18 protein-coding genes are annotated in these 24,338 nt (G+C 53.6%); 7 read left to right on the top strand and 11 right to left on the bottom strand.

The features are described 5' to 3' along the window. The first annotated feature begins 320 nt into the window (after window positions 1–320). Together FOE74_RS14215 and FOE74_RS14210 are read left to right on the top strand one after the other, a co-directional pair. Window positions 321–2,594 (top strand): TonB-dependent receptor, encoded by a 2,274-nt coding sequence (locus tag FOE74_RS14215; RefSeq protein WP_225840827.1) that lies wholly within the window; start codon window positions 321–323, stop codon window positions 2,592–2,594. 26 nt (window positions 2,595–2,620) lie between these two features. Continuing rightward, window positions 2,621–3,430, top strand: a complete 810-nt coding sequence (locus FOE74_RS14210) for a DUF4249 domain-containing protein (protein ID WP_188686765.1) — start codon at window positions 2,621–2,623, stop codon at window positions 3,428–3,430. A 594-nt stretch (window positions 3,431–4,024) separates the two neighbouring features. On the opposite strand, the gene FOE74_RS14205 is transcribed toward FOE74_RS14210, so the two are convergent. Both FOE74_RS14205 and sppA read right to left on the bottom strand, forming a co-directional pair. After that, window positions 4,025–4,843, bottom strand: a complete 819-nt coding sequence (locus tag FOE74_RS14205; protein ID WP_149099295.1) for a purine-nucleoside phosphorylase — start codon at window positions 4,841–4,843, stop codon at window positions 4,025–4,027. 177 nt (window positions 4,844–5,020) lie between these two features. Next, window positions 5,021–6,790, bottom strand: a complete 1,770-nt coding sequence (sppA, locus tag FOE74_RS14200) for a signal peptide peptidase SppA (protein WP_149099294.1) — start codon at window positions 6,788–6,790, stop codon at window positions 5,021–5,023. A gap of 323 nt (window positions 6,791–7,113) precedes the next feature. On the opposite strand from sppA, the gene FOE74_RS14195 reads away from it, so the two are divergent. Continuing rightward, window positions 7,114–7,695 carry a hypothetical protein gene (locus tag FOE74_RS14195; protein ID WP_149099293.1) on the top strand — a complete coding sequence of 194 codons (582 nt, stop codon included), beginning with the start codon at window positions 7,114–7,116 and terminating at the stop codon, window positions 7,693–7,695. A 158-nt stretch (window positions 7,696–7,853) separates the two neighbouring features. On the opposite strand, the gene FOE74_RS14190 is transcribed toward FOE74_RS14195, so the two are convergent. Beyond that, window positions 7,854–9,128, bottom strand: a complete 1,275-nt coding sequence (locus FOE74_RS14190) for a replication-associated recombination protein A (protein WP_149099292.1) — start codon at window positions 9,126–9,128, stop codon at window positions 7,854–7,856. A gap of 247 nt (window positions 9,129–9,375) precedes the next feature. On the opposite strand from FOE74_RS14190, the gene FOE74_RS14185 reads away from it, so the two are divergent. Continuing rightward, complete coding sequence (locus FOE74_RS14185) at window positions 9,376–9,804, top strand: DUF6640 family protein (RefSeq protein ID WP_149099291.1); 429 nt, start codon at window positions 9,376–9,378, stop codon at window positions 9,802–9,804. Window positions 9,805–10,026: 222 nt separating this feature from the next. Here the strand turns inward: FOE74_RS14185 and FOE74_RS14180 are convergent, their stop codons facing one another. Then, window positions 10,027–11,436: an MBL fold metallo-hydrolase gene (locus FOE74_RS14180; protein WP_149099290.1), complete on the bottom strand. Its 1,410-nt coding sequence runs from the start codon at window positions 11,434–11,436 to the stop codon at window positions 10,027–10,029. A 553-nt stretch (window positions 11,437–11,989) separates the two neighbouring features. On the opposite strand from FOE74_RS14180, the gene FOE74_RS14175 reads away from it, so the two are divergent. After that, complete coding sequence (locus FOE74_RS14175; RefSeq protein WP_149099289.1) at window positions 11,990–12,589, top strand: DUF1801 domain-containing protein; 600 nt, start codon at window positions 11,990–11,992, stop codon at window positions 12,587–12,589. Here FOE74_RS14175 and FOE74_RS14170 read toward each other — a convergent pair. From FOE74_RS14170 to murI, 4 genes are all read right to left on the bottom strand, one after another. Next, window positions 12,582–13,112 (bottom strand): flavodoxin family protein, encoded by a 531-nt coding sequence (locus tag FOE74_RS14170; RefSeq protein ID WP_149099288.1) that lies wholly within the window; start codon window positions 13,110–13,112, stop codon window positions 12,582–12,584. The two genes, FOE74_RS14175 and FOE74_RS14170, sit on opposite strands and share 8 nt — an antisense overlap. A 357-nt stretch (window positions 13,113–13,469) precedes the next feature. Next, the gene (locus tag FOE74_RS14165; RefSeq protein WP_225840826.1) at window positions 13,470–14,642 is read right to left on the bottom strand and encodes a glutathionylspermidine synthase family protein; all 1,173 of its coding nucleotides are present in this window, start codon (window positions 14,640–14,642) and stop codon (window positions 13,470–13,472) included. A gap of 143 nt (window positions 14,643–14,785) precedes the next feature. Then, window positions 14,786–15,418 carry a hypothetical protein gene (locus tag FOE74_RS14160; protein WP_149099286.1) on the bottom strand — a complete coding sequence of 211 codons (633 nt, stop codon included), beginning with the start codon at window positions 15,416–15,418 and terminating at the stop codon, window positions 14,786–14,788. A 92-nt stretch (window positions 15,419–15,510) separates the two neighbouring features. Beyond that, complete coding sequence (gene murI, locus FOE74_RS14155; RefSeq protein WP_149099285.1) at window positions 15,511–16,329, bottom strand: glutamate racemase; 819 nt, start codon at window positions 16,327–16,329, stop codon at window positions 15,511–15,513. Between the two features lie 156 nt (window positions 16,330–16,485). Here murI and FOE74_RS14150 point away from each other — a divergent pair, with 156 nt between their 5' ends. Next, the gene (locus FOE74_RS14150; protein ID WP_188686762.1) at window positions 16,486–16,878 is read left to right on the top strand and encodes an SPW repeat domain-containing protein; all 393 of its coding nucleotides are present in this window, start codon (window positions 16,486–16,488) and stop codon (window positions 16,876–16,878) included. Window positions 16,879–17,002: 124 nt separating this feature from the next. Next, window positions 17,003–18,901, top strand: a complete 1,899-nt coding sequence (locus FOE74_RS14145) for an ABC-F family ATP-binding cassette domain-containing protein (RefSeq protein ID WP_149099283.1) — start codon at window positions 17,003–17,005, stop codon at window positions 18,899–18,901. A 535-nt stretch (window positions 18,902–19,436) separates the two neighbouring features. Here FOE74_RS14145 and FOE74_RS14140 read toward each other — a convergent pair. The 3 genes from FOE74_RS14140 to FOE74_RS14130 all read right to left on the bottom strand — a co-directional run bounded on the left by FOE74_RS14140 (window position 19,437) and on the right by FOE74_RS14130 (window position 23,773). Next, window positions 19,437–20,117 carry a hypothetical protein gene (locus tag FOE74_RS14140; protein WP_149099282.1) on the bottom strand — a complete coding sequence of 227 codons (681 nt, stop codon included), beginning with the start codon at window positions 20,115–20,117 and terminating at the stop codon, window positions 19,437–19,439. Window positions 20,118–20,211: 94 nt separating this feature from the next. Beyond that, window positions 20,212–21,414, bottom strand: a complete 1,203-nt coding sequence (locus FOE74_RS14135; RefSeq protein ID WP_149099281.1) for a CaiB/BaiF CoA transferase family protein — start codon at window positions 21,412–21,414, stop codon at window positions 20,212–20,214. 145 nt (window positions 21,415–21,559) lie between these two features. Further along, window positions 21,560–23,773: a T9SS type A sorting domain-containing protein gene (locus FOE74_RS14130; RefSeq protein ID WP_149099280.1), complete on the bottom strand. Its 2,214-nt coding sequence runs from the start codon at window positions 23,771–23,773 to the stop codon at window positions 21,560–21,562. Between the last annotated feature and the right edge of the window lie 565 nt (window positions 23,774–24,338).

Genomic DNA, 24,338 nt, shown 5'->3' with positions numbered 1-24,338 from the left:
TTTAAACGGATCTTAGGTTAAAAAGCATTCCTTGCTTGTCAGGCGAGTTGTCTTGGCGCAGGCCAATACCGGGGCTTTAAGAAATAGGAGGAGAGCATGATTCCCTTGCCTAAATTTCTTATCTTACAACAGATAAACTGTTACCATCTCCGCAGAATTTCTGCGCACCTTGTCCGTTTTCTCAGGTAAAGAAACAAAGCAGCGGGTGCGGTGTTCTGTGTTTGTATATGACCTTCTCCAGCGTGTATAACTCTGCCAGACATTTCCTGTTCCAGTGGCCAATGCTGGGGCAACGAGCCGTGTTTTTTCTTTTTTGCCTCTTGCTGCCGATTTCCTTTTCCCAGGCCCAGGAACGGGTTTCGCTCAATGGTACCCTGCGGTCTGCGGCTACGGGGGAAGCCCTTATAGGCGCCAGTGTCTCGGTGGCTGGCACCACCACGGGCGTGGAAACCAACACCAATGGGGTATACACGCTTTCCTTGGCGCCGGGCACCTACCAGATCCAGTTCTCCTACATCGGGTTCAAGACCCTCACCCGCGAAATTGCCCTTACCACCAACACGCGCCTGAACCTGGAACTGGAGGAAAACACGAGCCAACTAAGCGAAGTGCTGGTGGAAGCCGAACGCAATACCTTTCAGGAGCGCCTCTCCACGCCCCAGATGAGCATGGAAACCCTCTCCTCCCGGGAGGCTAAGTTGTTGCCTGCCCTGTTTGGCGAGGTAGACATCATCAAGACCCTGCAGTTGAAGCCCGGCATCCAGAGCGGTGGCGAGGGTAGCAGCGGGCTTTTTGTGCGGGGCGGAAGCTCAGACCAGAACCTGGTGCTCTTAGACGATGCCCTGGTATACAACCCCAGTCACCTGTTCGGGTTTTTCAGCGTGTTCAACCCAGACGCGGTACGGGGCGTGGAACTGTACAAAGGCGGGTTCCCGGCCCAGTTTGGCGGCCGCCTCTCCAGCGTACTGGACGTGAAACTGCGCGAAGGCAACCGGAAGGAATATGACGTGACCGGCGGCCTGGGCTTGATTGCCTCCCGTTTATCAGTGGAGGGCCCCATCCAGAAAGACAAGTCCTCGTTCCTGGTCTCGGGCCGCCGTACGTACGTGGATGTGTTCACCCGCATGATCAACAAGGCGAAGGAAAGTGACCCGGACTTCAGCCCCATCCCCGACTACTATTTCTACGATTTCAACGCCAAGGCCAGTTTTGAATTGGGCCCCAACGACCGCCTTTTCATCAGCGGCTACTACGGCCGTGACTTCTTCACCTTCAAAGACGAAGACTTCAATTTCAACTTCAACTGGGGGAACCGGGTGGCCTCTGCCCGGTGGGTGCACCAGTTTTCGCCCCGTTTTTTCGTAAACACCACGTTTTCATCGTCTAATTACGAATACGCCATCAAAAACCAGCTGGACATCTACTCCTTCAGCCTTACCTCCAACATCACTGACCTTACCCTGAAATCGGACTTTGAGTACATTACCTCAGAGAAACACCACCTGCGGTTTGGCCTGGCTGTTACGGATCACCGGTTTGTGGTGGGCCGCCTGGAAGCTAATAGCCAGGACGGTTCTGTGAACGTGGGCGCGGGCAACGAGTACAGCGGGCAGGAGTACGGTCTGTACGCCTCAGATGACTGGACCTTCAGCCCCGCCTTCACCTTGAGCTACGGCCTGCGCCTTTCCGGTTTCCTCAACGACGGCAAGAACTTTCTGGGCCTGGAGCCCCGGGCCGCGGCCAGTTACCGGTTCACCGAGACCCTTACCCTCAAGGCCAACTTCACCCGCATGTTCCAGTACGTACACCTGGTCTCCAACACCGGCGCCTCCCTCCCCACCGACATCTGGTACCCGTCCAGCCCCGGGGTGCGGCCCCAGCGCTCAGATCAGTTTACCGTGGGTTTGACCAAGCTGCACAAAGACAAGTACCTGTTCAGCACAGAGGCCTATTACAAGAAGATGAACCGCCAGCTAGACCTGAAAGACGGCGCGCAGATCTTCGGCAACAACGCCCTGGAAGAGGAGTTCGTCTTTGGCACCGGCGATAGCTACGGGCAGGAGTTCTACGTGGAGAAAAAAGAAGGTAAGACCACCGGCTGGATTGGCTATACCCTTTCCTGGTCTACCCGCACGTTCCCAGACTTGAATAACGGCAAAACCTTTCCCACGCGGTTTGACCGGCGGCATGATCTCTCCGTTGTAGCCCTGCAGGAAGTGAGCAAACGCATAAGCGCCACGGCCACCTTCGTGTACGGCACAGGAAATGCCTACTCGCTGCCGGTGCAGCGGTTCGTGTTCCAGGACGTACCGGGCGAAGACTATACCGTGATTCCGGTGTATCCGGAGCGCAACTCGTTCCGGTTGGCGGCTTATCACCGGCTGGATTTTGGGCTGGTGTACAAGCTTCGGCCTAAGCGCGGCGCGGCTGACCTTACCTTCAGTGTCTACAACGTCTACAATCGGCGTAACCCGTACTTCGTTTACTTTGAGACGTTGAAAGAAGACGACTCTGACCAGATCACCGGGTTTGTGGCCAAACAGGTCTCCTTGTTCCCGGTCATTCCTTCGGTTACCTATAACTTTAAATTCTAATGGACGTGGCCTTTTCTTTCCGTTCAATGCTTTTGTGCCTGGCCCTGGGCGGTGCGCTGGCTTCCTGTGACATGGAGCAGGAGATTGAGGTGAAACTGCCCAAGCTTCCGCCCCAGTTGGTGGTGGAGTGCTACCTGGTGAACAATGAACCCATGAAGTTGGCCTTGTCTGAGTCGGCAGGCTATTTTGACGCACCTGAGGCCATTATTGTCAAAGGCGCCACCGTGACCATCACCAAAAACAACGAGGCGCCGGTGGTGTTGAGAGACACGGTATTGGTAGACCAGGAAAACCAGAAGGTGTACACCCATTACAACCGCCGCCGCGTGCGGACCGCGCCCGGCGATGTGTTTAAACTCCTCATCACAGACACCCAGGGCCGGCGGCTCACCGGCACCACCACGGTGTTGCCTCCCGTGCCCATTGACAGCGTGGGCTGGAAATTCAACAGCAAACCTGAGCAGAGCCAGGAGGCGTACTTACTGGTGCGGTGGCAGGACGATGCCGCTTCCAAGAACTTTTACCGGCTCTTGGTGCACAAAGCCGATACCAGCGGGATTGACAGCCAGCTAGATGCTGAAGTAGACGACCAATTGCGCAACGGCAAAAAGATCACATACACCACCACCTATCGCTTTCAACGCAACGACACCCTCACCATCAAGTTATTTCATTTAGACGAGTCCTACTACGAGTTCATCAGCAGCATTGAAGATGCGCGTCGGGCCAACGGAAACCCCTTCGCGCAGCCGGTTACCATCAAATCAACTGTGGCCGGAGGCTTTGGGGTGTTCACGCATTTGAATTTTCAGACGAAGGAAGTCATCATCAAGTAAGACCGCAGGTGGTAACCTGTTTGAAGCTTCCTTTGGGAAATCAGGGAAGAATCAGAAACGACTAAAAAGTAAAAGCGGAACCGGCACCAGGGTATTTCCCAGTGCCGGTTCCGCTTTCTTGTTTAGTTCTGATTGGAGACTATTTTTCAGAAAAGGGCCTGAAAAGACAAAGTCTTTGAAGTACCATCCCTAAGCTTCTCCCCTTGAGGATTGCTCAAACTCCCGTTTGAGCAATCCTCAAGGGGAGAAGGTGCACTTAGAAACAGTCATACTTTTGCATGCTCACAAAATGACCTAAAAGCAGAAGCAGCAATGGAGATTCTCGGCGCTGCTTCTGCTTTCAAAGGGTACTTCTGTTTAGAAGGCGTTTTCTGAAAAGGTGCCTTGAAACGGGATTCGGTTTCTCTGGGACAACATTAGGTGCTGGAAGTAATAGCAGAAGCCTGTCTATTTCGCCCACAAGATCCTTTCAGGATGACAAAGAAGGAGATGGAGTTAGAGATGGAGAGCGGATGAGAGGGTGAGGCTGATGCAAAAAGCAATAATGACTCTATACAAAACTCAGGACTCTAGACTCAGGACTCAGGACTTCTTTTACTCCTGCCGTTTGATCAGTTCCTTGATAAGCAGCGTCATGTTCGGCTCTGCTTTGGCGGCAGATTCCAAAATATCCATCAGTACTACTTTCTTGATCTTACCAGGCACGCAGAGGTCGGTGATCACGGAGACCGCAAAAACAGGCAATCCCAGGTGCACGGCGGCAATCACTTCCGGTACGGTACTCATGCCCACGGCATCGGCGCCAATGGTTCTGAGGTAGTTGTATTCAGCTTTGGTTTCCAGCATGGGGCCTGGCACGCTGACGTAGACGCCGGTTTTTACATTCAGACCGTGTAGTTGCGAGATTTCCAGGGCCTGCTGTACCAGGTGCTCGCTGTAGGGCTCGCTCATGTCTGGGAAGCGGGGCCCTAACTCGTCCAGGTTCTTCCCGATGAGCGGGTTGGAAGGCAACAGGTTGATGTGATCAGTGATGACCATGAGGTCAGAGGTGTTGAATGCGGGGTCTAACCCACCCGCGGCGTTGCTCACAAACAGCTTCTGGATGCCCAGCAGTTTCATCACCCGGATAGGGAACACTACTTGCTCCATGCTGTAGCCTTCATAGAAATGGAAGCGGCCCTGCATGACCACCACCTTACGCCCGCCCAGTTCCCCGAAGATCAGTTTTCCGGAATGGCTCTCCACGGTAGATACCGGGAAATGCGGGATATCGGCATAGTTCAGGCTGAAGGCTACCTGAAGGTCTTGCACCAAAGCGCCCAGGCCGGTTCCCAGCACGATCCCAAAGTCAGGCTGGTACTGGTTTGTCTGCTCCTGAATGAAACGAGCGGCTTCTTGCAAGGTGGTCATCATGGTCATGGTGGTAAGGTTAACTGGTTTAAGGGCGATTTTCAGAAAAAAGACCCAAAACCAGGGTGGTTCTACAAAGCCGCAAGGTCGGAAAAAAAGAGGAGAACCGGAGGCCCGGCTCTACAACAAAAAAGACTGCACGGGAGCAGTCTTTTTTGTTGTAGAGGTTAGGAAGAACCTTTACTGGATCTCAATCTCGTAGGGCAGCCGGGCCTGAATGCCTTGCATCTGCATCACGCGCTGGTACTGCCGGTAGTAGGGCAAAAGCGGGCCCAACTCCTTTTGCAGCGTGTAGGCCTTGATCTGACTTTCTGTGTCAGAGAAAAGATTGTCCATGAAAGACTTTTGGGCAGGCAAGGTCCGTAAGCGGTATTCGCCTTCTTTCAGGTCGGCTTTTTGGGCGGCAATGGCAATGGCTTTGTCCAGCCCCCCTAACACGTCAACCAAACCTCTTTCCTTGGCCTCAATCCCTGACCAAACGCGGCCCGAGGCTATTTTCTTCAGCTCGGCCAGAGGCATGTTCCGTGATTGGGCGGCTTTAGAGGTGAAATCCTCATAAATGCGCTCTACTTCCCGCTGAATGTGCATTTTCTCATAAGGCGTCATGGCCCTTGTCACCGAAGGCACGTCTGAGAATTTACCTGTCTTCACCCGATCTGTGGTGATGCCCAGCTTGTTCCTGAGGAAGTTCTCTGAATTCACCATCATGCCAAACACACCAATGCTGCCGGTAATGGTAGTGGGGTGCGCCACAATGGTATCACAGGCCATGGCAATGTAATAACCGCCTGAGGCCGCCATATCTGACATAGACGCAATGATAGGCTTCACTTTCTTGGTCAACATCACCTCCCGCCAGATGACATCTGAGGCCAGTGAACTTCCGCCCGGCGAATTGATGCGCAGCACCACCGCCTTCACGTTCTTGTCCAGACGCGCCTTTCTGATGGCTTCAGACATGCCCTGGCCCCCAATGGTTTCATCATCGCCTTTGCCGCCCACAATCTCCCCGGTGGCATAAATCACGGCGATCTTGTTAGACGAGGAACCCGACTTCTTGGTAGGATCAGCGGCTTTCTTGTAGGTGCCCAGGTTCACCAGTTTCAGTTCTTTGTCTTTCTTCACGCCGGCTTTGCCTTTCATGTAGCTGGTGGCCTGGTCATAGTACCCCAGGTGGGTCACCAGACCGTAGCGCAACGCATCCTGGGCATTGTGTACCAGCATGGAATCAGAGATGTTCTTCAGTTGACCGAAATCCTTTTTGCGGGCCAGGGCCAGGTTCTTCAGCATGAAATCATTGAGGGAGTTCAGGAAAGACTGGGTCTGCTCGCGGCTGGGATCACTCATCTTTTCCAGCAGGAAAGGCTCCACAGCGCTCTTGTATTCGCCTACCTTGAAGATGTACGGTTGCAGCTCCAGTTTCTCCAAAGTACCCTTGAAGAACATCACCTCAGAGCTAAGACCGTTCAGTTCCATGGTTCCCTGCGGGTTAAGGTAAAAGCGGTCGGCCACCGAAGCCAGGTAATAGGCTTTCTCAGAAGAGAACTCGCTGTAGGCTACCAGGAACTTCTTGGACTTCTTGAACTCCAGCAAGGCGTTCCTGATTTCCTCCACGGAGGCCATGCCGGCCTGCAGCATATCCAGGTTCAGGAAAATGCCTTTGATGTTCTCATCAGCCGCGGCTTTCTTGATAGAGGCTTTGATATCATCCAGGCCAATTCCCTGCTGCCCGAACATATCCTCCAAACCCAGCTCGGCGAACGGACTGCGGGGCGAACGCTCCACCACTGGCTGGTTCAGTTTGATCTCCAGCACAGAGCCTTCGGCAATGGTCACGGTGTCACTGGACGAGGCCGCTGCCGCAATGCCCAGCAAGATCACGAAGCCCAGGATCATGAATAAAACCAGCCCCACCATGGTGGCCAGCACAAACTTCAAAAATTGTCGCATATTTTAAATCAAATCAAGCGGCCAGGCAGCACCCGGTCATGTTCCTACATTTGTCGAAAAGTAACTAGAATCCTTACAAAGTTTTCGCTTTCTTCTGTTTCTTTGCCTAAATCAGGAAAAGTACCTAAAAGCAAGTGGCGGCTTAAACGCCGGGGGAATGGATAACAGGAGTTCAGGGGCGCCTTCTCTGGTTTCTACGGGTCCTACCCTTCCCTGGGTGGGTACCAAGCAAAGATTTATACTGTGAAGGAAGGCTGGCGCCACCATGTATCTGAATCACCACCACATAAGCTAAATAAGACCTGCTTCGTATAGAGAAGGGCATGAAGAAATGGGTATTACTCACGCTGCTGCTTTTACTTGGGGTAAGTAGAGGGCAGGCGCAATACAAGCGGAACCTGAACGTCAAGTACTTTGGGCTCACCGTTCACCCCAAAGGCGACGACAATGCCGACCTGATGCCCCTGAACCCAGACGGCAAAGGGTACCTGGTGCTGAACGTGGGCGCCAGCGTGGGGTATGAGCATTTCCTGGTGCCCGGTAAATTCTCCGTGAAAGCCATCCAGGCCCTGTACGCCGACTGCGCCATGCGTTTTGCCGGGTTTACCCATTTGGGCTTGCGGGCCGTGATTTTCCAGGCGGGCAGGCATTCACTGAACGGAGGCCTGGGCCCTACCCTGGTCTACCGCCGCAACTGGTCTGAATTAGACGGCTATAACAAGGCTACCTCCTTCTTCGGGGGCAACCCTAATGACAAGTGGCAATCAAGAATGATCTGGTACGCCGGCGAATTCGAATACAACTACCGCCTCTCTGACCGCGTTGATTTCTCCACCTCCTTCGTGCCAGGCTACCCAGACATCATGAGCCTCTCGTTTGGGCTGCGATACTGGTTGAAGGATTAATTGAGAGATTGAATGATTGATAGATTGAGAGAATGGGTGATAGGGAGATTGAATGAATTTAGCAACAATCCGTCACAAGGAATTATTTCCAAATATTCAAATTTCCAAATCCTCCAATAAAACCCATTCTCTCAATCATTCAATCTCTCAATCAATCACTAGTACCTATACCAGTCTCCCCATTGGTTGCGCAGGTTCTTGCGCATCTCGTTTTCGCGGGCGTTGTTGCCGGGGTTGAAGAAGATGGTGCCTTTCAGGTCAGTAGGAAGGAAATCCTGGGGCACGAAGTTGCCTTCATAGTCATGGGCATATTTGTACTCGTCGCCATAGCCAATTTCCTTCATGAGCTTGGTGGGCGCGTTGCGAAGATGCAGCGGCACCGGCGGGCTGCCCTGCTCCCGCACCAGGGCCCGGGCGCTCCGGATCGCTTTGTAGGCAGCGTTGCTCTTGGGAGAGGTAGCCAGGTAAATAGCGCATTGCGACAGGATGATGTCGCACTCTGGGTACCCGATCACGTTCACCGCCTGGAAACACTCGTTGGCCATGATAATGGCCGTAGGGTTGGCATTGCCGATATCCTCAGAGGCCATGATGAGCATGCGGCGGGCAATGAATTTAGGATCTTCGCCGCCTTCTATCATGCGCGCCAGCCAGTAGATGGTCGCGTTGGGGTCTGAGCCCCGCATGGACTTGATGAACGCCGAGATGATGTCATAGTGGGCCTCGCCGCCTTTGTCATACAGGGCCAGGTTCTGCTGCGCGATCTGCTTGACCAGCTCATTGGTGATCTCCAGTTTTTCCGTCTGGCCGCTGCCGTCAATCACAATCTCCAGCAGGTTGAGCAGTTTACGGGCATCACCACCCGAGATGGTGAGCAGTGCCTCGTATTCCTGCACCTCAATGTTCTGCTTCTTCAGGATCTCGTCTTCCGTCAGGGCTTTCTGCACCAGCTCTACCAGTTCCGCTTTCTCCAGTGACTTGAGGATGTACACCTGGCACCGCGACAGCAAAGCAGGGATTACCTCAAACGAGGGGTTCTCTGTGGTGGCGCCAATCAAGGTGACCGTTCCTTTCTCCACCGCCCCTAGCAAAGCATCTTGCTGCGATTTGTTGAACCGATGGATCTCATCAATGAACAGCACCGTTCCCTGCCGTTTACGGGCCTGATCGATCACGTCTCGGATATCTTTCACGCCCGCATTGATGGCGCTCATGGCTACGAACGGCACCTTCAGTTGGCCCGCTATGATTCCAGCCAGGGTGGTTTTGCCTACGCCTGGCGGTCCCCAGAAAATCATGGACGGTACCATGCCTGCCTCAATGTACCGCCGCAGCACGCCCTTGGGGCCTACCAGGTGTTTCTGACCGGCATATTGATCCAGGTTGTGGGGGCGCATGCGCTCCGGCAAAGGGGCTTTTGTGGTTTGGAACATAGAAAGCAGGTGTCTGGTACAGTGGCTTTCCCTTGCAGGGAAGCGCGGAAACAAAAGGCTAAATTACTTTCTTTCTGCCACTGTTTCCTGCCTGCTTTACTTAAATACACCGCAAACGGTTCTGAAGGATGAAGATACTTTTGGGGTAGTGTCCTGCCGGTTCCCTCCTGCCTGATTCCTAAACCGGCTTATTCCTCTTGCGTATGCAGAAGGGCAGAGGGTTTCTGCCCCGTTAATCAAAAATAAGATGAAAACTGCAGTAGCCGGCCGCACCCTATTGACCGCAGTAGCGGCCTTCACCACCGTAGGAGGCTTTTTGATGGACTGGAACAAAACCCACCTGTTCAACGCCAACTGGCCGCCCCACGCCAAACTCCATGACTCCATGACCATTTTGCTGGGCACCCTGCTGGGCGGAAGCAGCCTGTATCTGCTCCAGAAAAAAGACGGAAACCAGGCGGCGCAGAACCTCAAGGCCGCGGCACTGCTTCCGGCATTCTTCTACCTGGCCCAAGTTGGGAGCTTCGGATTTCCCGGCGCCGAGGGCATGGACGCCGAGTTCCCGGAGAAGATTCCTTCCGTTGGTCGGCTCCGGCTGAACGAAGGGCCGTTCTCACTGGTCATGCTGGCGGCTATTAGCGCCGGTTATCTGCTGGCCCGGAAAGGCAACTCCTAAACTGCCTTCAAACACCAAAGGGCGCCGGTAAGGCACCCTTTGGTGTTTGAAGCATGCCTCTTTTACTATGAACCTGTTTAGTAAAGAAACCGCCACTACCTCTTGCCCTTGCTGCGTGTTTTCACCAGCAAGCGAAAATGCTCCTGGATCTGGATTGTTGGCCTCTGGGAACACCAACAATGGCGGCTGGGTTGTCTATTTTTGTTCTGTACTAAACAGGTTCTATTTCAGGGAAGATGGGCACACAAAGGCGGTACGGGGAATCTGGGTCTCAGAGATGGCTTTGTAGCCGCCAGCCACATCTACCAGGTTAGAAAAGCCCCTGGCTTTCAAAATGGAGGCTGCAATCATGGAACGGTAACCGCCGGCACAATGGAGGTAGACGGTCCTTTCCTTCGGGATTTGCGGCAGGTGCTCGTTCAGGTTGCTCAACGGAACGTTGAGGGCACCTTCTATGTGCTCCGCGTCAAACTCACCGGGTTTCCGGACATCCACCACCAAAGCCGGGCTTTCCTGTAGGCGCTGGGCGAACTCCTGCGCCGAGATAGAGGATTGGCTGGCGGTTTCCTTGCCGGCTGCGGTCCAGGCGGGCAGGCCGCCTTGCAGGTACCCCAGGGTGTTGTCATAGCCTACCCGGGCCAGGCGGGTGACCACTTCCTCTTCCCTACCCTCGTCAGAAACAAACACAATGGGTTGCTGGATATCAGGTATCAGTTCACCCACCCAAGGGGCGAAGCTGCCGTCTATGCCAATGTTGATGGAATTGGGGATATGCTGAGCGGCAAAAACAGTGGGTTTGCGGGTATCCAGCACCAAAGCGCCGGTCTCCTTCACCATCGCCTCAAACGCCTGCGCCGACAGGGGCTGTAACCCATTGGTCAAGACCTGCTCAATGTTGGCGTACCCTTGCTTGTTCAGCTGCACGTTTAGCGGGAAATAGCCAGGGGGCGGCAGCAGGCCATCAGTCACTTCCTGCACAAACTCCGCTTTGGTCATATCGGCGCGCAGGGCATAGTTCGTTTGCTTCTGGTGGCCCAGCGTGTCAAAGGTTTCTTTGCTCATGTTCTTGCCGCAGGCGCTGCCCGCCCCGTGGGCCGGGTATACCAACACGTCATCGTCCAGCGGCATGATCTTGTTCCGGAGGGAATCATACAGCATGCCCGCCAGTTCTTCCTGGGTCAGGTCAGATTTGGCAGCCAGGTCTGGGCGGCCCACATCCCCTATAAACAGGGTATCACCGGTGAAGAGGGCGTAATCTTTCCCAGTTTCGTCTTTTAGTAGGTAGGTCACAGACTCAGGGGTATGGCCCGGGGTATGCAACACCTGGAAGGTCACCTCGCCTACTTTCAATACTTCCCCGTCCTGGGCCAGATGCGCCGGAAAGGAAGGCGCTGCCGCTGCCCCGAACACGATCTCTGCCCCGGCGGCCTGGGCCAAATCCACGTGGCCGCTCACGAAATCAGCATGGAAGTGGGTTTCCAGCACGTATTTGATCTTAGCGCCGTTTTTCTCTGCTTTGAGCAGGTAAGGCTTTATCTCCCGAAGGGGATCAATGATGACGGCTTCCCCTTGGCTTTCAATGTAGTAGGCGCCCTGTGCCAGGCAGCCGGTATATATCTGTTCAACTTTCATGTCTTCCTATGTTGTATGTAGCATCTGCCCGCAAATCTCAGAAGAAAAACCCGGGTGTAAAGTGACGTTGGTCACCCACTGCAGGCTAGGTCTCTTCTGGCTGGGGTACCTTTCCCGCTTTAGAAGAAACATCTACCAAGGCAAATGGGGCCTAAAGATAAAATTTTCCTGTGGATTGATGCCAGAGGAGGAAGCAACCAAAGCCAGCTAGTTTTTGACCCTTTCTCAAAAAAGGAACCAGAAACCGCCTGACGCTTTTACTCCCGAAGGCGGAAGAGTCTTTCTACCAGGTACCTTATTCATCTTTGCCATAGCACCTGCCACCACCGCTTTTTTCTTGATTCAGAATATCTCCTTACTTTAGGCAGCTGTTTCATGCTTTGGTCCTGCAAAGTGATGCACGAAGCAATTTATAAGCTGTTTTTCCTTGCCACCTTACCGAGGGTCCTGCCAGCCGGGTCGGGTTTTCCTGCGGCCTGATGGCACCGCTTTTGGCCTCTTTTGGCAGAAACAACCCTAAAAGAAACGATCTTTTCACCTCCTACCCAACCCTATGGCAATGCCCAAGCTCCCCTCAGAATCAAGCGATCAGAAAATAGAGACGTATTTTGCCCAAGCCCCGGCGTTTGCGCAACCCATTTGTGAAAAGCTGCGGCAAGTCATTGCCACCGCTGATCCGGCCCTTACTTCTACCTGGAAATGGAGTGTACCGGTATACGAAAAGAAAGGCCCCGGGCTGGTCTGCGCCATTGGGGTGTTCAAGCAGCATGTGAGTTTGTCGTTCTTCCAGGGCGCTTTGCTAGAGGATAGCCACGGCTTGTTCACCGGCCAGGACGCCAAAGGCATGCGCAGCATCAAATTCACCCAGGTAGACCAGGTGCAGGAAGAGGTATTGGTAGAGTACATACGGGCCGCTACCCAGTTGGCCCCCGGGGCGGCCGCCAAGTCTGCGGAACGAACCGTGATTGAAATACCAGAAGATCTGAAACAAGCCCTGGCGCAGGCCCAGCAACTGGAGAGATTTGAGCAGTTGGCTTACACGCACCGCAAAGAATACGTGCGCTGGGTGCTGGAAGCGAAACGCCCTGAGACCAGAGAAAACCGCATCCTGAAAACGGTGGAAAGGATTACCGAGGGAAAGAAATTCAGCTAAGGTCTTTGAGAGCCTCTGCCAGGTCGCGCAGGAATTCCCGATGGTCGCCCACGTGGTAAATATCGGTTTCCACCTCCTCGGTGGAGGCGTACAGGCTGCCCCCGTACTTCATGTCCAGGTATTTGGCGGTTAACCGGAACGGGACCTCAAATCCGTCGGGCAGGACAGGGTCAGCGCCCACGGCCAGCAGGAAAATGGTTTTGCCTTTCAGCTTCCGGCCCAGGTGCTTTTGCCCGGTGACCAGATCTGTGAGGCGGTCAAAGAACATTTTCAGCCACCCGCTCATGGCATACCAGTACACGGGCGTGGCGAACACAATGACTTGGTGTTGCACCAGCTTTTGAGCCAATTCCTGGAAATCATCTTCCGGCGGATAATCCTGCTCATAGCGGTACGGCGAAACGCGGTACTCCAGCAAATCCACTACCTGGTGCGGGGTCTCCTGAAACACCTTTTGCAGAAACCGCTTGGTATCGCTGTCTTTGCGGGCGCTGGCCAATACGATGAGCGGAACTTCCTGCATAGCTTAAGAAACGGAAAAGCATTCAACTATTGGCGCGCGTCTAAAGATTAGGGCCTTGGGATGAGGCGAGTTTCAAGGCTAGCTGGGAACCATGCGCAAACTTTTGGCCTTTTTACCCTTAAGATAACACATGAACCTTCTATTCAAGCCACGCTTGGCATCGCGGCGGGCACGAAGGTAGTCTGGAGAATATCCTTTATCAGTAGGCACGAGTCTGAAGACTCGCTCCAGGATTTGGACCAAGCATCAGACTATTCTCAGAACTGGAATGGCGCAGGATAATGCTTTGCGCCTTTATTCCAGCTTATTCTTTAACTCTATCCCTCCTTCTATTGCCAAGGCAGGTAAAACCAGCTGTTATTCCACCACGTGGGCTACAAACTGAGACAAGTTGGTGATGATGCCCCGCTCGCGGCGGAAGCCGATGGCACTGCCCTCACCGGCCCAGAAGACGCCTGCCTGGTAGCGGTACCCTTGGGGGTCTTGGGGCAATTCGGCCCAGGCCTGGTAAATGTGGGGCTGGTTTCCGTACTCCCCGGTGGTGGAAGAGACATCTGTGTTCTCGCGCACCAAAATGTTCTGGCCTTCGCGGCCGAAGTAGGGTTTCTCCACCGCTTTTCCGGTAAAGGGGGTAAACTCGGTACGCAAAAGCAAAGGGTGATATGGAAATTGCTGCCACAGCCAGGCCAGAAACCCTTTGCTCTGGAAGATCAGGGAATAGGCCGGGTTGGCCACCATCACGCTGCGGCTGAATTGCAGGTCCACCAGGTCGGCGCACAGTTCCGGTTCCAGCTGCACAAACAGCTCCCAGGGCACCAGCTTGAACAGGAACGGGAAGCGGCGCCATTGCTCTGCGCCCACCTGGGCCCAGATGCCACGCTCTGCCCCTAATGTAGACACCTCCATCTCGTCTACGGGGCAGACATGGGTATCAAAACCTGCTTCGCGGGCCGCCTCAGCCAAAACCTCACAGTTGGTGCTGTCTTCTTTACTGCCTCCTAAATAAACCAACAGCAGGGCAGGCTCCAATTCGGGGTTCAGCCCTTGCCAGGTTCTGAATTGCTCTACCAAGGCCTCATACAGACCGTTGGCCTGTTGCGCCTCATTCTTACCGGCGGCGGCCAGGCTGGCCCATTGCACCACGGCAGTCTCTGGGACTGAGGTAGCGGTATCAGCGTTGAATTCCAGCAGTTTCACGCCCTCCGGGGTTTGGGCGAAGTCAAAGCGGCCGTAGATATGCCAGTGGCGGTCGTCTTCCCAGGAGTGGCGCACCGCTTTCCAGAGGCGCTCAGGAATCCCGATCTTGCGGAGGAAATCATCTGGCACGCCTTCCGGCACGGCTTCCACCATCATCTGGTATAGGGTGGTGGCGCCTTCCAACAGGTCATCAGCGGCGGCTTGGGTTAAGACCACGGCTTCCCCGGAAAGGTAGGTCTGGCATTCCTCCTCCACTACCCATTCCCAGCCCATCTGCCTCACCATGGTGGTGACATCGCCGTGGTGCGGCATTAACTTTACGGGAAGTGACATATCTGCCATGAGGTAAGAAGGTTTGCGTGAAAAAATTATGTTACAAAGACTCTGTCAACCTCGTTTAGGGGCTGATTTCTGAAAATAGGCCGGAAACCAGAGGCTGGGCCGCTGGCTCCCGTTACACAAAAGAAGGAAAAAAATCAGCTTCCGAAACCGCCTGATCTTCCGCCAAAGGTACCGGACCGGCTATTGGTAGGGCGGGTGGCCCGCACATTACCGGAGGAAGTGGTTGGCTTGCTGTAGGCACCGGTGGTTCCTTTGAAAGCCTGGGCGCCGCGTGACCGTTCAGCAGCCGTCTGTTGGCGCCAGGCCTCATTGCGCTGCACGGTGTTGGGGTTGGCATAGTAAGCCCGGTTAGGCGAAAGCATACGGCCCGCCATGTAACCGATCCCGCTCCACATGAGCACGTTCATCATATTGAACCCAGAACCGTTGGTGGGGTTCGCCTGCGAATACTCCTGCATGCGGCGCTCCAGCTCCAGGCCCTGCAAGGTATCTACCTTGCCGTCGTTGTGTTTCAGGATGGCCATCACCTTACCCGCCTCGGCCGGACGCTCGTCGGTGATTTTCCAGTTGTCTGGGCTGGTCTCGGTCATCTCCGTGATCACGCCCTGGCTGTATTGCGGCGCGGCCTCGCCGGCATTCCACTCCGTGGAGGTCTCATTCTGGGCAGAACGGTTGTCTGAACAGGAAGCCAGGCCCAGGCACGCGGCGGCGCTCACCAACAGTACGTTGCGCGAGAAATCACCTATAAGGAAATAACGCTTTTTCATATAGTAAGGGTACGAAGGCCATTTCTGGCTTGTTTTTGTAAATATACCTTAAAAAGGTGGTTTTTACCCACCACGCGGTTTTGGCGGCTACTTTACTCCCAAAGGGGATAGTGCTCCAGGTGTACCTTCTGCTGGAAAAACAGCTGGGTAGAGGCCTCAAAGGAAACCGTATAATCTGATACGTAAAAGTGGGGTTCACCAGGTAAACGATCAGACGCGATGCCTGATTGTGTTAGTACCTGGCCCAGGTGGCGGGCCACCAGCTCAGAGGCATCCAGCACCTCTACCTTACCCCCGTAGAACTGCGTGATCTGCTCTTTGATGAGCGGGTAATGGGTACAGCCCAGGATCAAGGCCTCAATGCCGTTCAGGGCCGGGTCTGACAAATAGGTCTGGATCACACTCTCAGAGATGGTGTTGTTGAAGAATCCCTCCTCAATCATGGGCGCCAGCAAAGGCGTGGCCAATGACTTGAGCATGATGCCCTGGTCCAGGTTGTCAATCTTCTTTTTATAGACGTTGGAAAGCACCGTCTGTTTGGTGCCAATTAGACCCACGGTTTTTTGGGCGAATTGCTGCCCCACATAGGCCACCACCGGGTCAATCACATTCAGGACAAGCGCCTTGCTGCCCACGTATTCCCGCACCAACTCATAGGCTGCCGCCGAGGCGGAATTGCACGCAATCAGAATAATCTTACAATTCTGCTTAATGAGGAGATCACAGATTTTAACGGAGTAGGCCTGAATAGCGGCCGTAGATTTATCGCCGTACGGCAGGTGCGCGGTATCACCAAAATACACCAGTTGTTCCTCCGGAAGATGCGCTTTTATGGCTTTAGCCACGGTTAAGCCCCCTATTCCACTATCAAACACCCCAATGGGGCGGGCTTTGTTCTCAGTACTGTTCATGCCTTTATCAAGGTCCTACCCAGGGGAATAAATTCGCCCTCAGTAGAAATACCTATATTTCTAAAATACAAAATTAAGATGCACTTTCCCGCAACAAGACAAAAACAGAAGCGTAGAAAGACCATACAAGTTGGAACTAAAATAGGAGGAATAAAAATGAAAGTATTATCAACCCGTACCCACGGAATCATGGATTACCTGGTGGGCTTACTTTTGATTGCCGCTCCTTTTATCCTGGACTTTGACCGTGGCGGCGCCGAAACGTGGGTGCCTATCATAGTAGGTGCTGTTATTATATTGCAGGCGCTCATGACCAACTTTGAGGTGGGCTTGTTCAAGACCATCCCCATGAACATGCACTTGACCATGGATTACCTGATCGGTATTTTCCTGGCTATCTCTCCCTGGATCTTCAATTTCCATGAGTATGTGTACTTGCCTCACTTGGTTGTGGGGATCATGATTTTGATAGAAGCCGCCATAACTCGGGTAGTTCCTACCCACGGGGCTATCTCTAACCGCACCATCCACCACGGCCACTCCCACTAAGGGATAAGCCAATTACCTTAAATACAGTGTAAAAAAGCCGGCATAGCCTGGCTTTTTTTGTGCGCCCTTATTTTTGCTAAACCTCTGGCTGGTTTACCCTTTTCCGTTTGCGTACCTTTGCCCCATGAATTACCTTTCAGCAGACTCTATCTCCAAAAGCTTCGGCGACCGCTGGCTTTTCCAGAACCTTAACTTTGGCATTAACCGCGGACAGCGGGTGGCCCTCATCGGCGCCAACGGAGCCGGCAAAACCACTTTGCTGCAGATATTGGCCGGCACCCTGCCCACTGACAACGGCACCGTGAGCGTTCGCCGCGGCGTGAAAGTAGGCTACCTGTGGCAGCAACCAGAATTCCCGGCCGGAGCCACCGTACAGGAAGCCATCTTCTCTGGCCAAACCGAAGTGTTAGATGCCATCAGGGATTACGAAGCCTGCCTGGAGGACCCCAACACAACTGACGCCCGCATGCAACAGGTCATGGAGCGCATGGAAACCCTGCACGCCTGGGAATACGAGGTGCGCACAAAGCAGATCCTGGGCAAATTGGGCATCCAGAACCTGGAGGTGCAGGTAGAGCACCTTTCCGGCGGACAGAAAAAACGCGTGGCCATGGCCCGGGTGCTGATTGAGGAACCAGACCTGCTGATCTTAGATGAGCCTACCAACCACCTGGACCTGGAGACCATTGAGTGGTTTGAGAACCTGCTCACCACGGAACAGACCACCCTGCTCATGGTTACCCACGACCGTTATTTCCTGGATCAGGTAGCCAACGAGATCGCGGAACTGGACCGGGGCCAGCTCTATTCCTACAAGGGCAACTACAGCTATTACGTTGAGAAAAAAGCCGAGCAGGAAGAAGCCAACTCCGCGGAGATGGGCAAGGCGAAGCAGCTCCTGAAGAAAGAACTGGATTGGATGCGCAAGCAGCCCCGCGCCCGGGGCACCAAATCCAAATCAAGGGTTGACGCTTTCTATGACTTAAAAGACAAAACATCGCAGAAAGATACCCGCACCCAGCTGGAATTATCCGTTAAGAGCACGCGGCAAGGAAACCAGATCCTGGAGATTGACCACCTGAGCAAACGGTTCGGGGAGAAAGTGGTGCTGGACGATTTCAGCTACATCTTCAAGAAAAAGGACCGGGTGGGCATTGTAGGCCCTAACGGAGCGGGCAAGACCACCTTCCTGAACATGCTCACCGGGCGCTTGGCCCCAGACAGCGGCGAGATCATCGCCGGCCAGACCACCGTGTTCGGTTACTACACCCAAAGTGAACTCACCTTCAATGAAAACCAACGGGTCATTGACGTGGTGAAGGAGGTGGCCGAGGTAGTGGAGACCGGTAACGGCGAAGTCATCACCGCCAGCCAGTTCCTGCAGCACTTCCAGTTTCCGCCGGCCCAGCAGTACACCTTTGTGAGCAAGCTGAGCGGCGGCGAGAAACGCCGCCTGCAATTGCTGCGCGTGCTCATCAAGAACCCCAACTTCCTGATTTTGGATGAGCCTACCAATGACTTGGACATCCCCACGCTCAACATCCTGGAAGACTTCCTGCTGAACTTCGGGGGCTCCCTGCTCATTGTCTCCCACGACCGTTATTTCATGGACCGCCTGGTAGACCACCTCTTCGTGTTTGAGGAGAACGGCCACCTGCGTGACTTCCCAGGCAACTACACAGATTACCGCGAGTGGGCCAAGGAGCGCGAAAGCCTGAAGGCGGAGGAAGCGGCCCGAATTGCCTCTCAACCCGCCAAAGCCGCACCGGTTGCCGCCCCCGTGGCCCCTTTGCCAGAAACAGCCCCTAAACGAAAGGCTTCTTTCAAGGAGAAACAGGAATATGACAAACTGGAAAAAGAGATAGCCGATCTGGAGACGGAGAAAGAAACCCTGGTCCTGGAAATGAACGCCGGTGATGCCACCCACTTCCGGTTAGCCGAACTGGCCCAGCGCATCCAGGAGATTGACTCAGCCGTGGAAACCAAGACTGAACGTTGGCTGGAATTAGCTGAATTCGTTTGATTGTAGGACCAGGTAGCACGAATCAAGTAGCAGGATAAAGGCTCCTGTTTAAAGCTCGTTTTAGAAAAACGAGCCTTAAACAGGAGCCTTTACTTTTTGCTAACAGGTTGTTTTAAGGCTGATTTAAGCAAACCGGCCGTGAAACGCCCGGCAACTTCTTTATCCCACCAAAGGGGAACAAAAGCGAAGCATGGGGTTGGGCATATAGCAATCAGGCCCGGGAGGAACAAAGTCCTCCCGGGCCTGATTGCTATATGCTTTATTATAAAACCTGTTTAGTAAAGAAAGGGACAAAAAGAATTTGCCCTCGCTGTGGATTCTCACCAGTAAGCCATAAGGCTCCGGCTTGAATTGCCGGTGTTCTCACCATTACCCTTAGGCCAAGCGACAATGCGTACGACGTTACAGTGTAACGTCGCTACAGGATACCCGATCATGTAGCCTCGTTACACTGTAACGAGGTAAGGCGGCTGGACCAAGCGTTCTACTTTTCTGCTTCACTAAACAGGTTAATATACTTACTTGATACCTGCTACTAATAAACGTTAGGTTTGCGCTGGTAACTGAAGGAGAAACCTACTTTCTGCGGGGTGCTCACCTGTTGCTCCTCTAACTTCTGCTTGACGGTGATCTTCCTGATCTCTTCCACGTCTGGGGCTACCAGGTCATTGTTCACGGAGGCCACCATGGCGCTTTCAATGAACAGCCTCAAAGTTTCCTCGGTGATCACATTCTTGGCCATGTCGTTGTACGTCAGGTCCAGCTGCTTCACGCCTTCCAGGTAGAAGTGGTTCTCTATATTGATCAGCACGCGCCCCAGCAGGTAGCCAGGGTCATTGAGGCGGTTATATTTGATGGAGTCGGCCATGAAATTGTAGGCCATGATGTGCCCAAAGAACCGCCGGCGGAAGTCTTCGTCCACGTAGCGGCTTTTCATGAGCTCATGCTCGTCTGGCAGGGTGATCACGTTGGAGTGCATGACGAACACCAGCAGATCTCCGGAGAATTTGATATGGAACTCAAAGTCATTGATGCTCCGGTACTCTATCACTACAGTTGCGTCTACTTCCGCGATCCGCTTTTTCAGGTTGTCCACCAATTCAATGGAACAGCTCCTGAGTTGCTCAAAAATATCCCGGGTATTTCTGAAAATAGTCTGCTTGGTGGAGGATTTTTGCCGCAATCCTTCAAAAATGGTCTCTATTCTATCTTCCATAGTACGCCGTTTGGTAAAACCTAAGTGTGGACAAAAGGCCACAAAAGTACCTTTCTTGTACTTTCCGCAGCACCTTTTAGTTATCAATTTTCTTTCAGGGCACCAAAATACAGCCTTTCCGGACGAGTTCCCGCAAATCTTCCTCAGAAATTTCTGCCTGCTGCCGCAAGACCTGCCAGGTGTGCTGCCCTAACTGGGGAGGGGGAGAAAGTGGCAAATGGCCTTCAGGGGCCGAAAAAGCCACCTGCCGTACCCCTTGCGGCCCCTGCCCTTCAGCCTGGATCAACTGGGGCTGCACCAGGGGCTGGGCCAGTGCTTCAGGAATAGAGTGGACTGCCCCGGCCGGCACGTGATTTTGGATTAATGCCTGCAACAGTTCCTGCTGGTGATGCCGGGCCACCAGTTGCTGGAGCCGGGGGAGCAGGTCTTGGCGGTGCATCACCCGGTCTTTGTTCGTTTTAAAGAGTGCCACCGAACCCAGCTCTTCCGCCCCTAATACGCGGCAAAGCGCCTGGAACTGCCGGTCATCCCCCACGGCCAGCACGATCTCTTTTTCATCAAGGGTCCGGAAGATGGTGCCATACGGAACAATGTTGGGATGCTCAGAACCCATGCGCACCGGTGCCTGGCCCGCCACCAGATAGTTGGTGGCTTGATTGGCTAGCGAGGAGATAGCGGCATGCAGCAACGACACCTCTACGTACTGCCCCAAACCCGTTTTCAGGCGCCGGTAGAGGGCAGCCAACAAACCTTCTTTCAATTGGTGCGCCGCCATGAGGTCTATCAGGGCAACGGGCATTTTCACCGGCGGCCCTCCCTTTTCGCCGTTCAGGAACATGAAACCCGCCTCGGCCTGGAGCACGGCATCATACCCTGCCCGTGGCACCTGACGGCCATACCCCGTGACCTGCCCGTACAGCAGCCCAGGGTTGAGGCCAGATAGCGTGCTATAATCCATGCCCAGCTTCTCGGCGTCACCGGGCTTGAAGCTGGAAAGAACGATGTCCGCCTTTTTCACCAGCGCATATACCAGGTCTTTTACTTCTTCAACTGAAAGGTCTACCGCCACTGACTTCTTGCCCCAGTTCGCGGAGGCGAAGTAAGCCGACAAGGAGGAGTCAACGGGCTCTGTGGGAAGTTTCCAGCGCCGGGTCACGTCGCCGCGGGTTTTGAGGTTCTCTATTTTATATACCTCGGCCCCCATTTCAGCAAAGAACTGCCCCACGCTGGGCCCGGCCAGCACACTGGCAAACTCCACTACCAGCAGATCATGAAAAAGGCCTTTGGTTTCTCCCATTGTTTTTCAGGTGTTTTCCCAAAAATGGGCAAAAAAAGGGGAAACGGAAATCTGACAGCCCGCCAGCCGCCAAAAAGAAAGCAGGCAGCGCCCAAAGGTCGCTGCCTGCTTGTCATCCTATCAATCCAATTCAAGTAAATTCTTTTTACCGCACCATGATCCGTTGGGTGGTGCTGCGGCCGTTCACCGTCACTGACAGTAGGTACATGCCGGCTCTCACGTTCTTGAGTTCCATTCCCATCTCAGCGCCTGCGTTGCTCACTTCGCGGCTATGCACCACTTTCCCGTTCATGTCTACCAGCCGGATGATGGCGTTCCCGTTGGCAACCTCCGGCAGACGAATACTCAGGCTACCGTCTGTTACCGGGTTAGGGAACACACTCATGGCCCCTGCTTTACCGGTTGCGGTATGGTTCACCGAGATCACTTTAGAGTACTCAAAGGCATTGTTGAAATCTACCTGTCTCAAGCGATAATACACGGTTCCTGAAGCAGCGGTGCGGTCTGTATAAGCGTAGGCGACAAGGGCAGTTGAATTGCCGTTTCCTTTCACCTGCCCCACTTTCACGAAGTCTTTGCCGTTGGTGCTGCGCTCCACCTCAAAGCGGTCATTGTCTTTCTCAGAGGCGGTATTCCAGGCCAGTTCCACGGCCCCGTTGCGGGAGACACCCACAAACCTGGTCAAGGTAACCGGCAGCGGATTGCCAGGTTCACACTCAATCACGGTCACCGTTCTCTCGGCTATGGCACTGGTACAGTTGTTGGTGGCAATTACCCGGAAAACCTGCGCTGGCCCTACTTGCCCTTCTTCCAAAGCAGCCAACACCGTCACATAATCTGCCCCTTCCTCTAGAATGATAAAGCCTTCCGGTACGTTGAACTCATAGGTTACTCCGGCCTGCGGATTCTGGACGCTGAAGGTTACCGGGTCCCCTATGTTACAGATGCGCTCTGGCACCACCAGGGCAACTACAGGTGGGGTACACGGCCCAGTGGGGCAATTCTCCACCCGTACCGGCAGGCAAACCGCTTCTGCCCCGCAATTATTTCCGTTCACTGCCACCACCGTCACAAAGAGCGTGGAGTCTGGCTTGGCGTTGTTTACTCTTATGTTCACATAGCCATATCCCTCAGAGACCTTTATAAACTCATCTGGCAGGAAGAACTGGTATTTCACCTTGCCTTTAGGGTCTCTGTTGTCCACGGAGAAAGTATAGATCTTGCTGCCGGAGGCGCATACCACTTCTGGCGCATCTACGTTGAGCGGAGGCTTGGCACATGGGCTACAGCTTGGCTTGAGGGTAAGGGCTAGCACAGCCTCACCAGCCTCACAGAGCTCCTTGTTTTTAGTGGGGTTACTGGCCAGCATCAGAGAGACATTTCCGGCGGTGGCCCCCGCTCTCACAATCAAGGTGCCGGTTCCCTGGCCAGAGACAATAGTCCACCCGGCGGGTACCCCCCAGACCATGTCATGGGAATTGTTCCTGCCGTTCACCTTGTTGCCAGAAGCTTTGAACACCATGATGTCTCCGGGGCAGAAGGCCGCTCCCCCGGAAATAGAAACCGCGATTCCTTTGCCGGGATTCACCGGCATGGTTGCCACTTTGGTACCACATTCAGCATGGTTTACCGTCACCTTCATGGTTCCGCTCTTCATGCCTACCCGTACTTTTACCTTGTTGGAGTTTTGGCCACTTACAATTTCCCAGCCAAGGGGCGGTTCTCCGGCCTTGGCTCTGGGCACCTCCCAATCATAAGAAGTATATTCATTGGCAACGGAGTATTCCACTATCTCGCCGGGACAGGGCTTGGAAGGGCCTTCCATAGGCCGGGGATGAGAGGAACTGCAATCACCACCTCCCGTACCGCCGCCGTCATTTCCACCGCCGCCGCCGCCGCCAGAAGTCTTGCATCCGCTCAGATCAAATGAAACCTCCCCTACCGTAGTGGAGGCTTTTGCCTCAGCCCGCAGGGAAGTCATCCGGTTGTAATCTGCCGCGGCAACGGTATAGGAGAAATCAGCGGTTCTGCCGTTCTTATACCCTGAACCAAGATTGAATTTGATAGAGTAGAAAGGATTGTTGGTCCCGTTCTCATAGCCGGAGGGCCCGGTAGCCGACAAAGCCTTTGCTCCGCTGGGAAGCTCAAAGGAGGCATGGCTCAAATCATGGCTACAGGTAACCCGCACCCCAAAGGAAATGGTCACGGTGCCATTGCTACTGTTCAGCGCAGCTCCCTTGAAGTTGAAATCAAAGCATTCATCTAATTTGGTACCAGAACATTGGGCCTGCGCGTGATGGGTTAGCCCTAAAAGTAGAAGCATGAGGGTGCCTACCCATGAAAGTAGAGTTCTTTTCATGACGAGATTTTTTGGAATTAATAGGATAGATGCAGAGGTAGTAACTCAGTTCCCCTGGCGAACAGGGACAATGCAGAGGGGCAAGCCAATAAAGGCTGTAAACAATTAATTTACAGGGACTTTATGAATCTAACGTAAGAAACGGGGGACGTATAGGTGGAGTCATAACTTGTTTATCTTATGTATATACCTTATTTAGTTTATATTTTCAGTATCTACCTCTTTAACGGCCCCGAACAAGGGCGGTTTCACCTATTTTGCACTTTCATGCATTATATTTTAAATTTATCTTATTTAAACACAAGCCATCCTTCACTTTGTCGTCTCCTACCACCACCAAACCGGGTTTTCGAAAAGTATTAGAATTACCTTATATATTAAATAACCAATAAATAGAAAGCCTTTACCTACTCCTTCTCCTATACCTTCAGCTCTCTGATTTCTTTACCTAGCCACCCCTTTCCCAACCTCTACTTTCCCCGACACTCTGTTCCTTTGGCGTAAGTCCGGCACCAGCACCAGCCACACAAGCTGGAACCGATGCAGATACGGTGATCCCACCTCG

The sequence above is a fragment of the Rufibacter glacialis genome (assembly GCF_008271745.1).
GTDB classification, from domain to species: Bacteria; Bacteroidota; Bacteroidia; order Cytophagales; family Hymenobacteraceae; genus Nibribacter; species Nibribacter glacialis.
This window is presented reverse-complemented; position numbering and strand designations above follow the sequence as displayed.

What these genes read in the sequence shown, in the direction of transcription:
- FOE74_RS14210 (WP_188686765.1), top strand. Translation starts at nt 2,621, where the DNA reads ATGCTTTTGTGCCTGGCCCTGGGCGGTGCGCTGGCTTCCTGTGACATG.
- FOE74_RS14205 (WP_149099295.1), bottom strand. Translation starts at nt 4,843, where the DNA reads ATGATGACCACCTTGCAAGAAGCCGCTCGTTTCATTCAGGAGCAGACA.
- sppA (WP_149099294.1), bottom strand. Translation starts at nt 6,790, where the DNA reads ATGCGACAATTTTTGAAGTTTGTGCTGGCCACCATGGTGGGGCTGGTT.
- FOE74_RS14195 (WP_149099293.1), top strand. Translation starts at nt 7,114, where the DNA reads ATGAAGAAATGGGTATTACTCACGCTGCTGCTTTTACTTGGGGTAAGT.
- FOE74_RS14190 (WP_149099292.1), bottom strand. Translation starts at nt 9,128, where the DNA reads ATGTTCCAAACCACAAAAGCCCCTTTGCCGGAGCGCATGCGCCCCCAC.
- FOE74_RS14185 (WP_149099291.1), top strand. Translation starts at nt 9,376, where the DNA reads ATGAAAACTGCAGTAGCCGGCCGCACCCTATTGACCGCAGTAGCGGCC.
- FOE74_RS14180 (WP_149099290.1), bottom strand. Translation starts at nt 11,436, where the DNA reads ATGAAAGTTGAACAGATATATACCGGCTGCCTGGCACAGGGCGCCTAC.
- FOE74_RS14175 (WP_149099289.1), top strand. Translation starts at nt 11,990, where the DNA reads ATGGCAATGCCCAAGCTCCCCTCAGAATCAAGCGATCAGAAAATAGAG.
- FOE74_RS14170 (WP_149099288.1), bottom strand. Translation starts at nt 13,112, where the DNA reads ATGCAGGAAGTTCCGCTCATCGTATTGGCCAGCGCCCGCAAAGACAGC.
- FOE74_RS14165 (WP_225840826.1), bottom strand. Translation starts at nt 14,642, where the DNA reads ATGTCACTTCCCGTAAAGTTAATGCCGCACCACGGCGATGTCACCACC.
- FOE74_RS14160 (WP_149099286.1), bottom strand. Translation starts at nt 15,418, where the DNA reads ATGAAAAAGCGTTATTTCCTTATAGGTGATTTCTCGCGCAACGTACTG.
- murI (WP_149099285.1), bottom strand. Translation starts at nt 16,329, where the DNA reads ATGAACAGTACTGAGAACAAAGCCCGCCCCATTGGGGTGTTTGATAGT.
- FOE74_RS14150 (WP_188686762.1), top strand. Translation starts at nt 16,486, where the DNA reads ATGAAAGTATTATCAACCCGTACCCACGGAATCATGGATTACCTGGTG.
- FOE74_RS14145 (WP_149099283.1), top strand. Translation starts at nt 17,003, where the DNA reads ATGAATTACCTTTCAGCAGACTCTATCTCCAAAAGCTTCGGCGACCGC.
- FOE74_RS14140 (WP_149099282.1), bottom strand. Translation starts at nt 20,117, where the DNA reads ATGGAAGATAGAATAGAGACCATTTTTGAAGGATTGCGGCAAAAATCC.
- FOE74_RS14135 (WP_149099281.1), bottom strand. Translation starts at nt 21,414, where the DNA reads ATGGGAGAAACCAAAGGCCTTTTTCATGATCTGCTGGTAGTGGAGTTT.
- FOE74_RS14130 (WP_149099280.1), bottom strand. Translation starts at nt 23,773, where the DNA reads ATGAAAAGAACTCTACTTTCATGGGTAGGCACCCTCATGCTTCTACTT.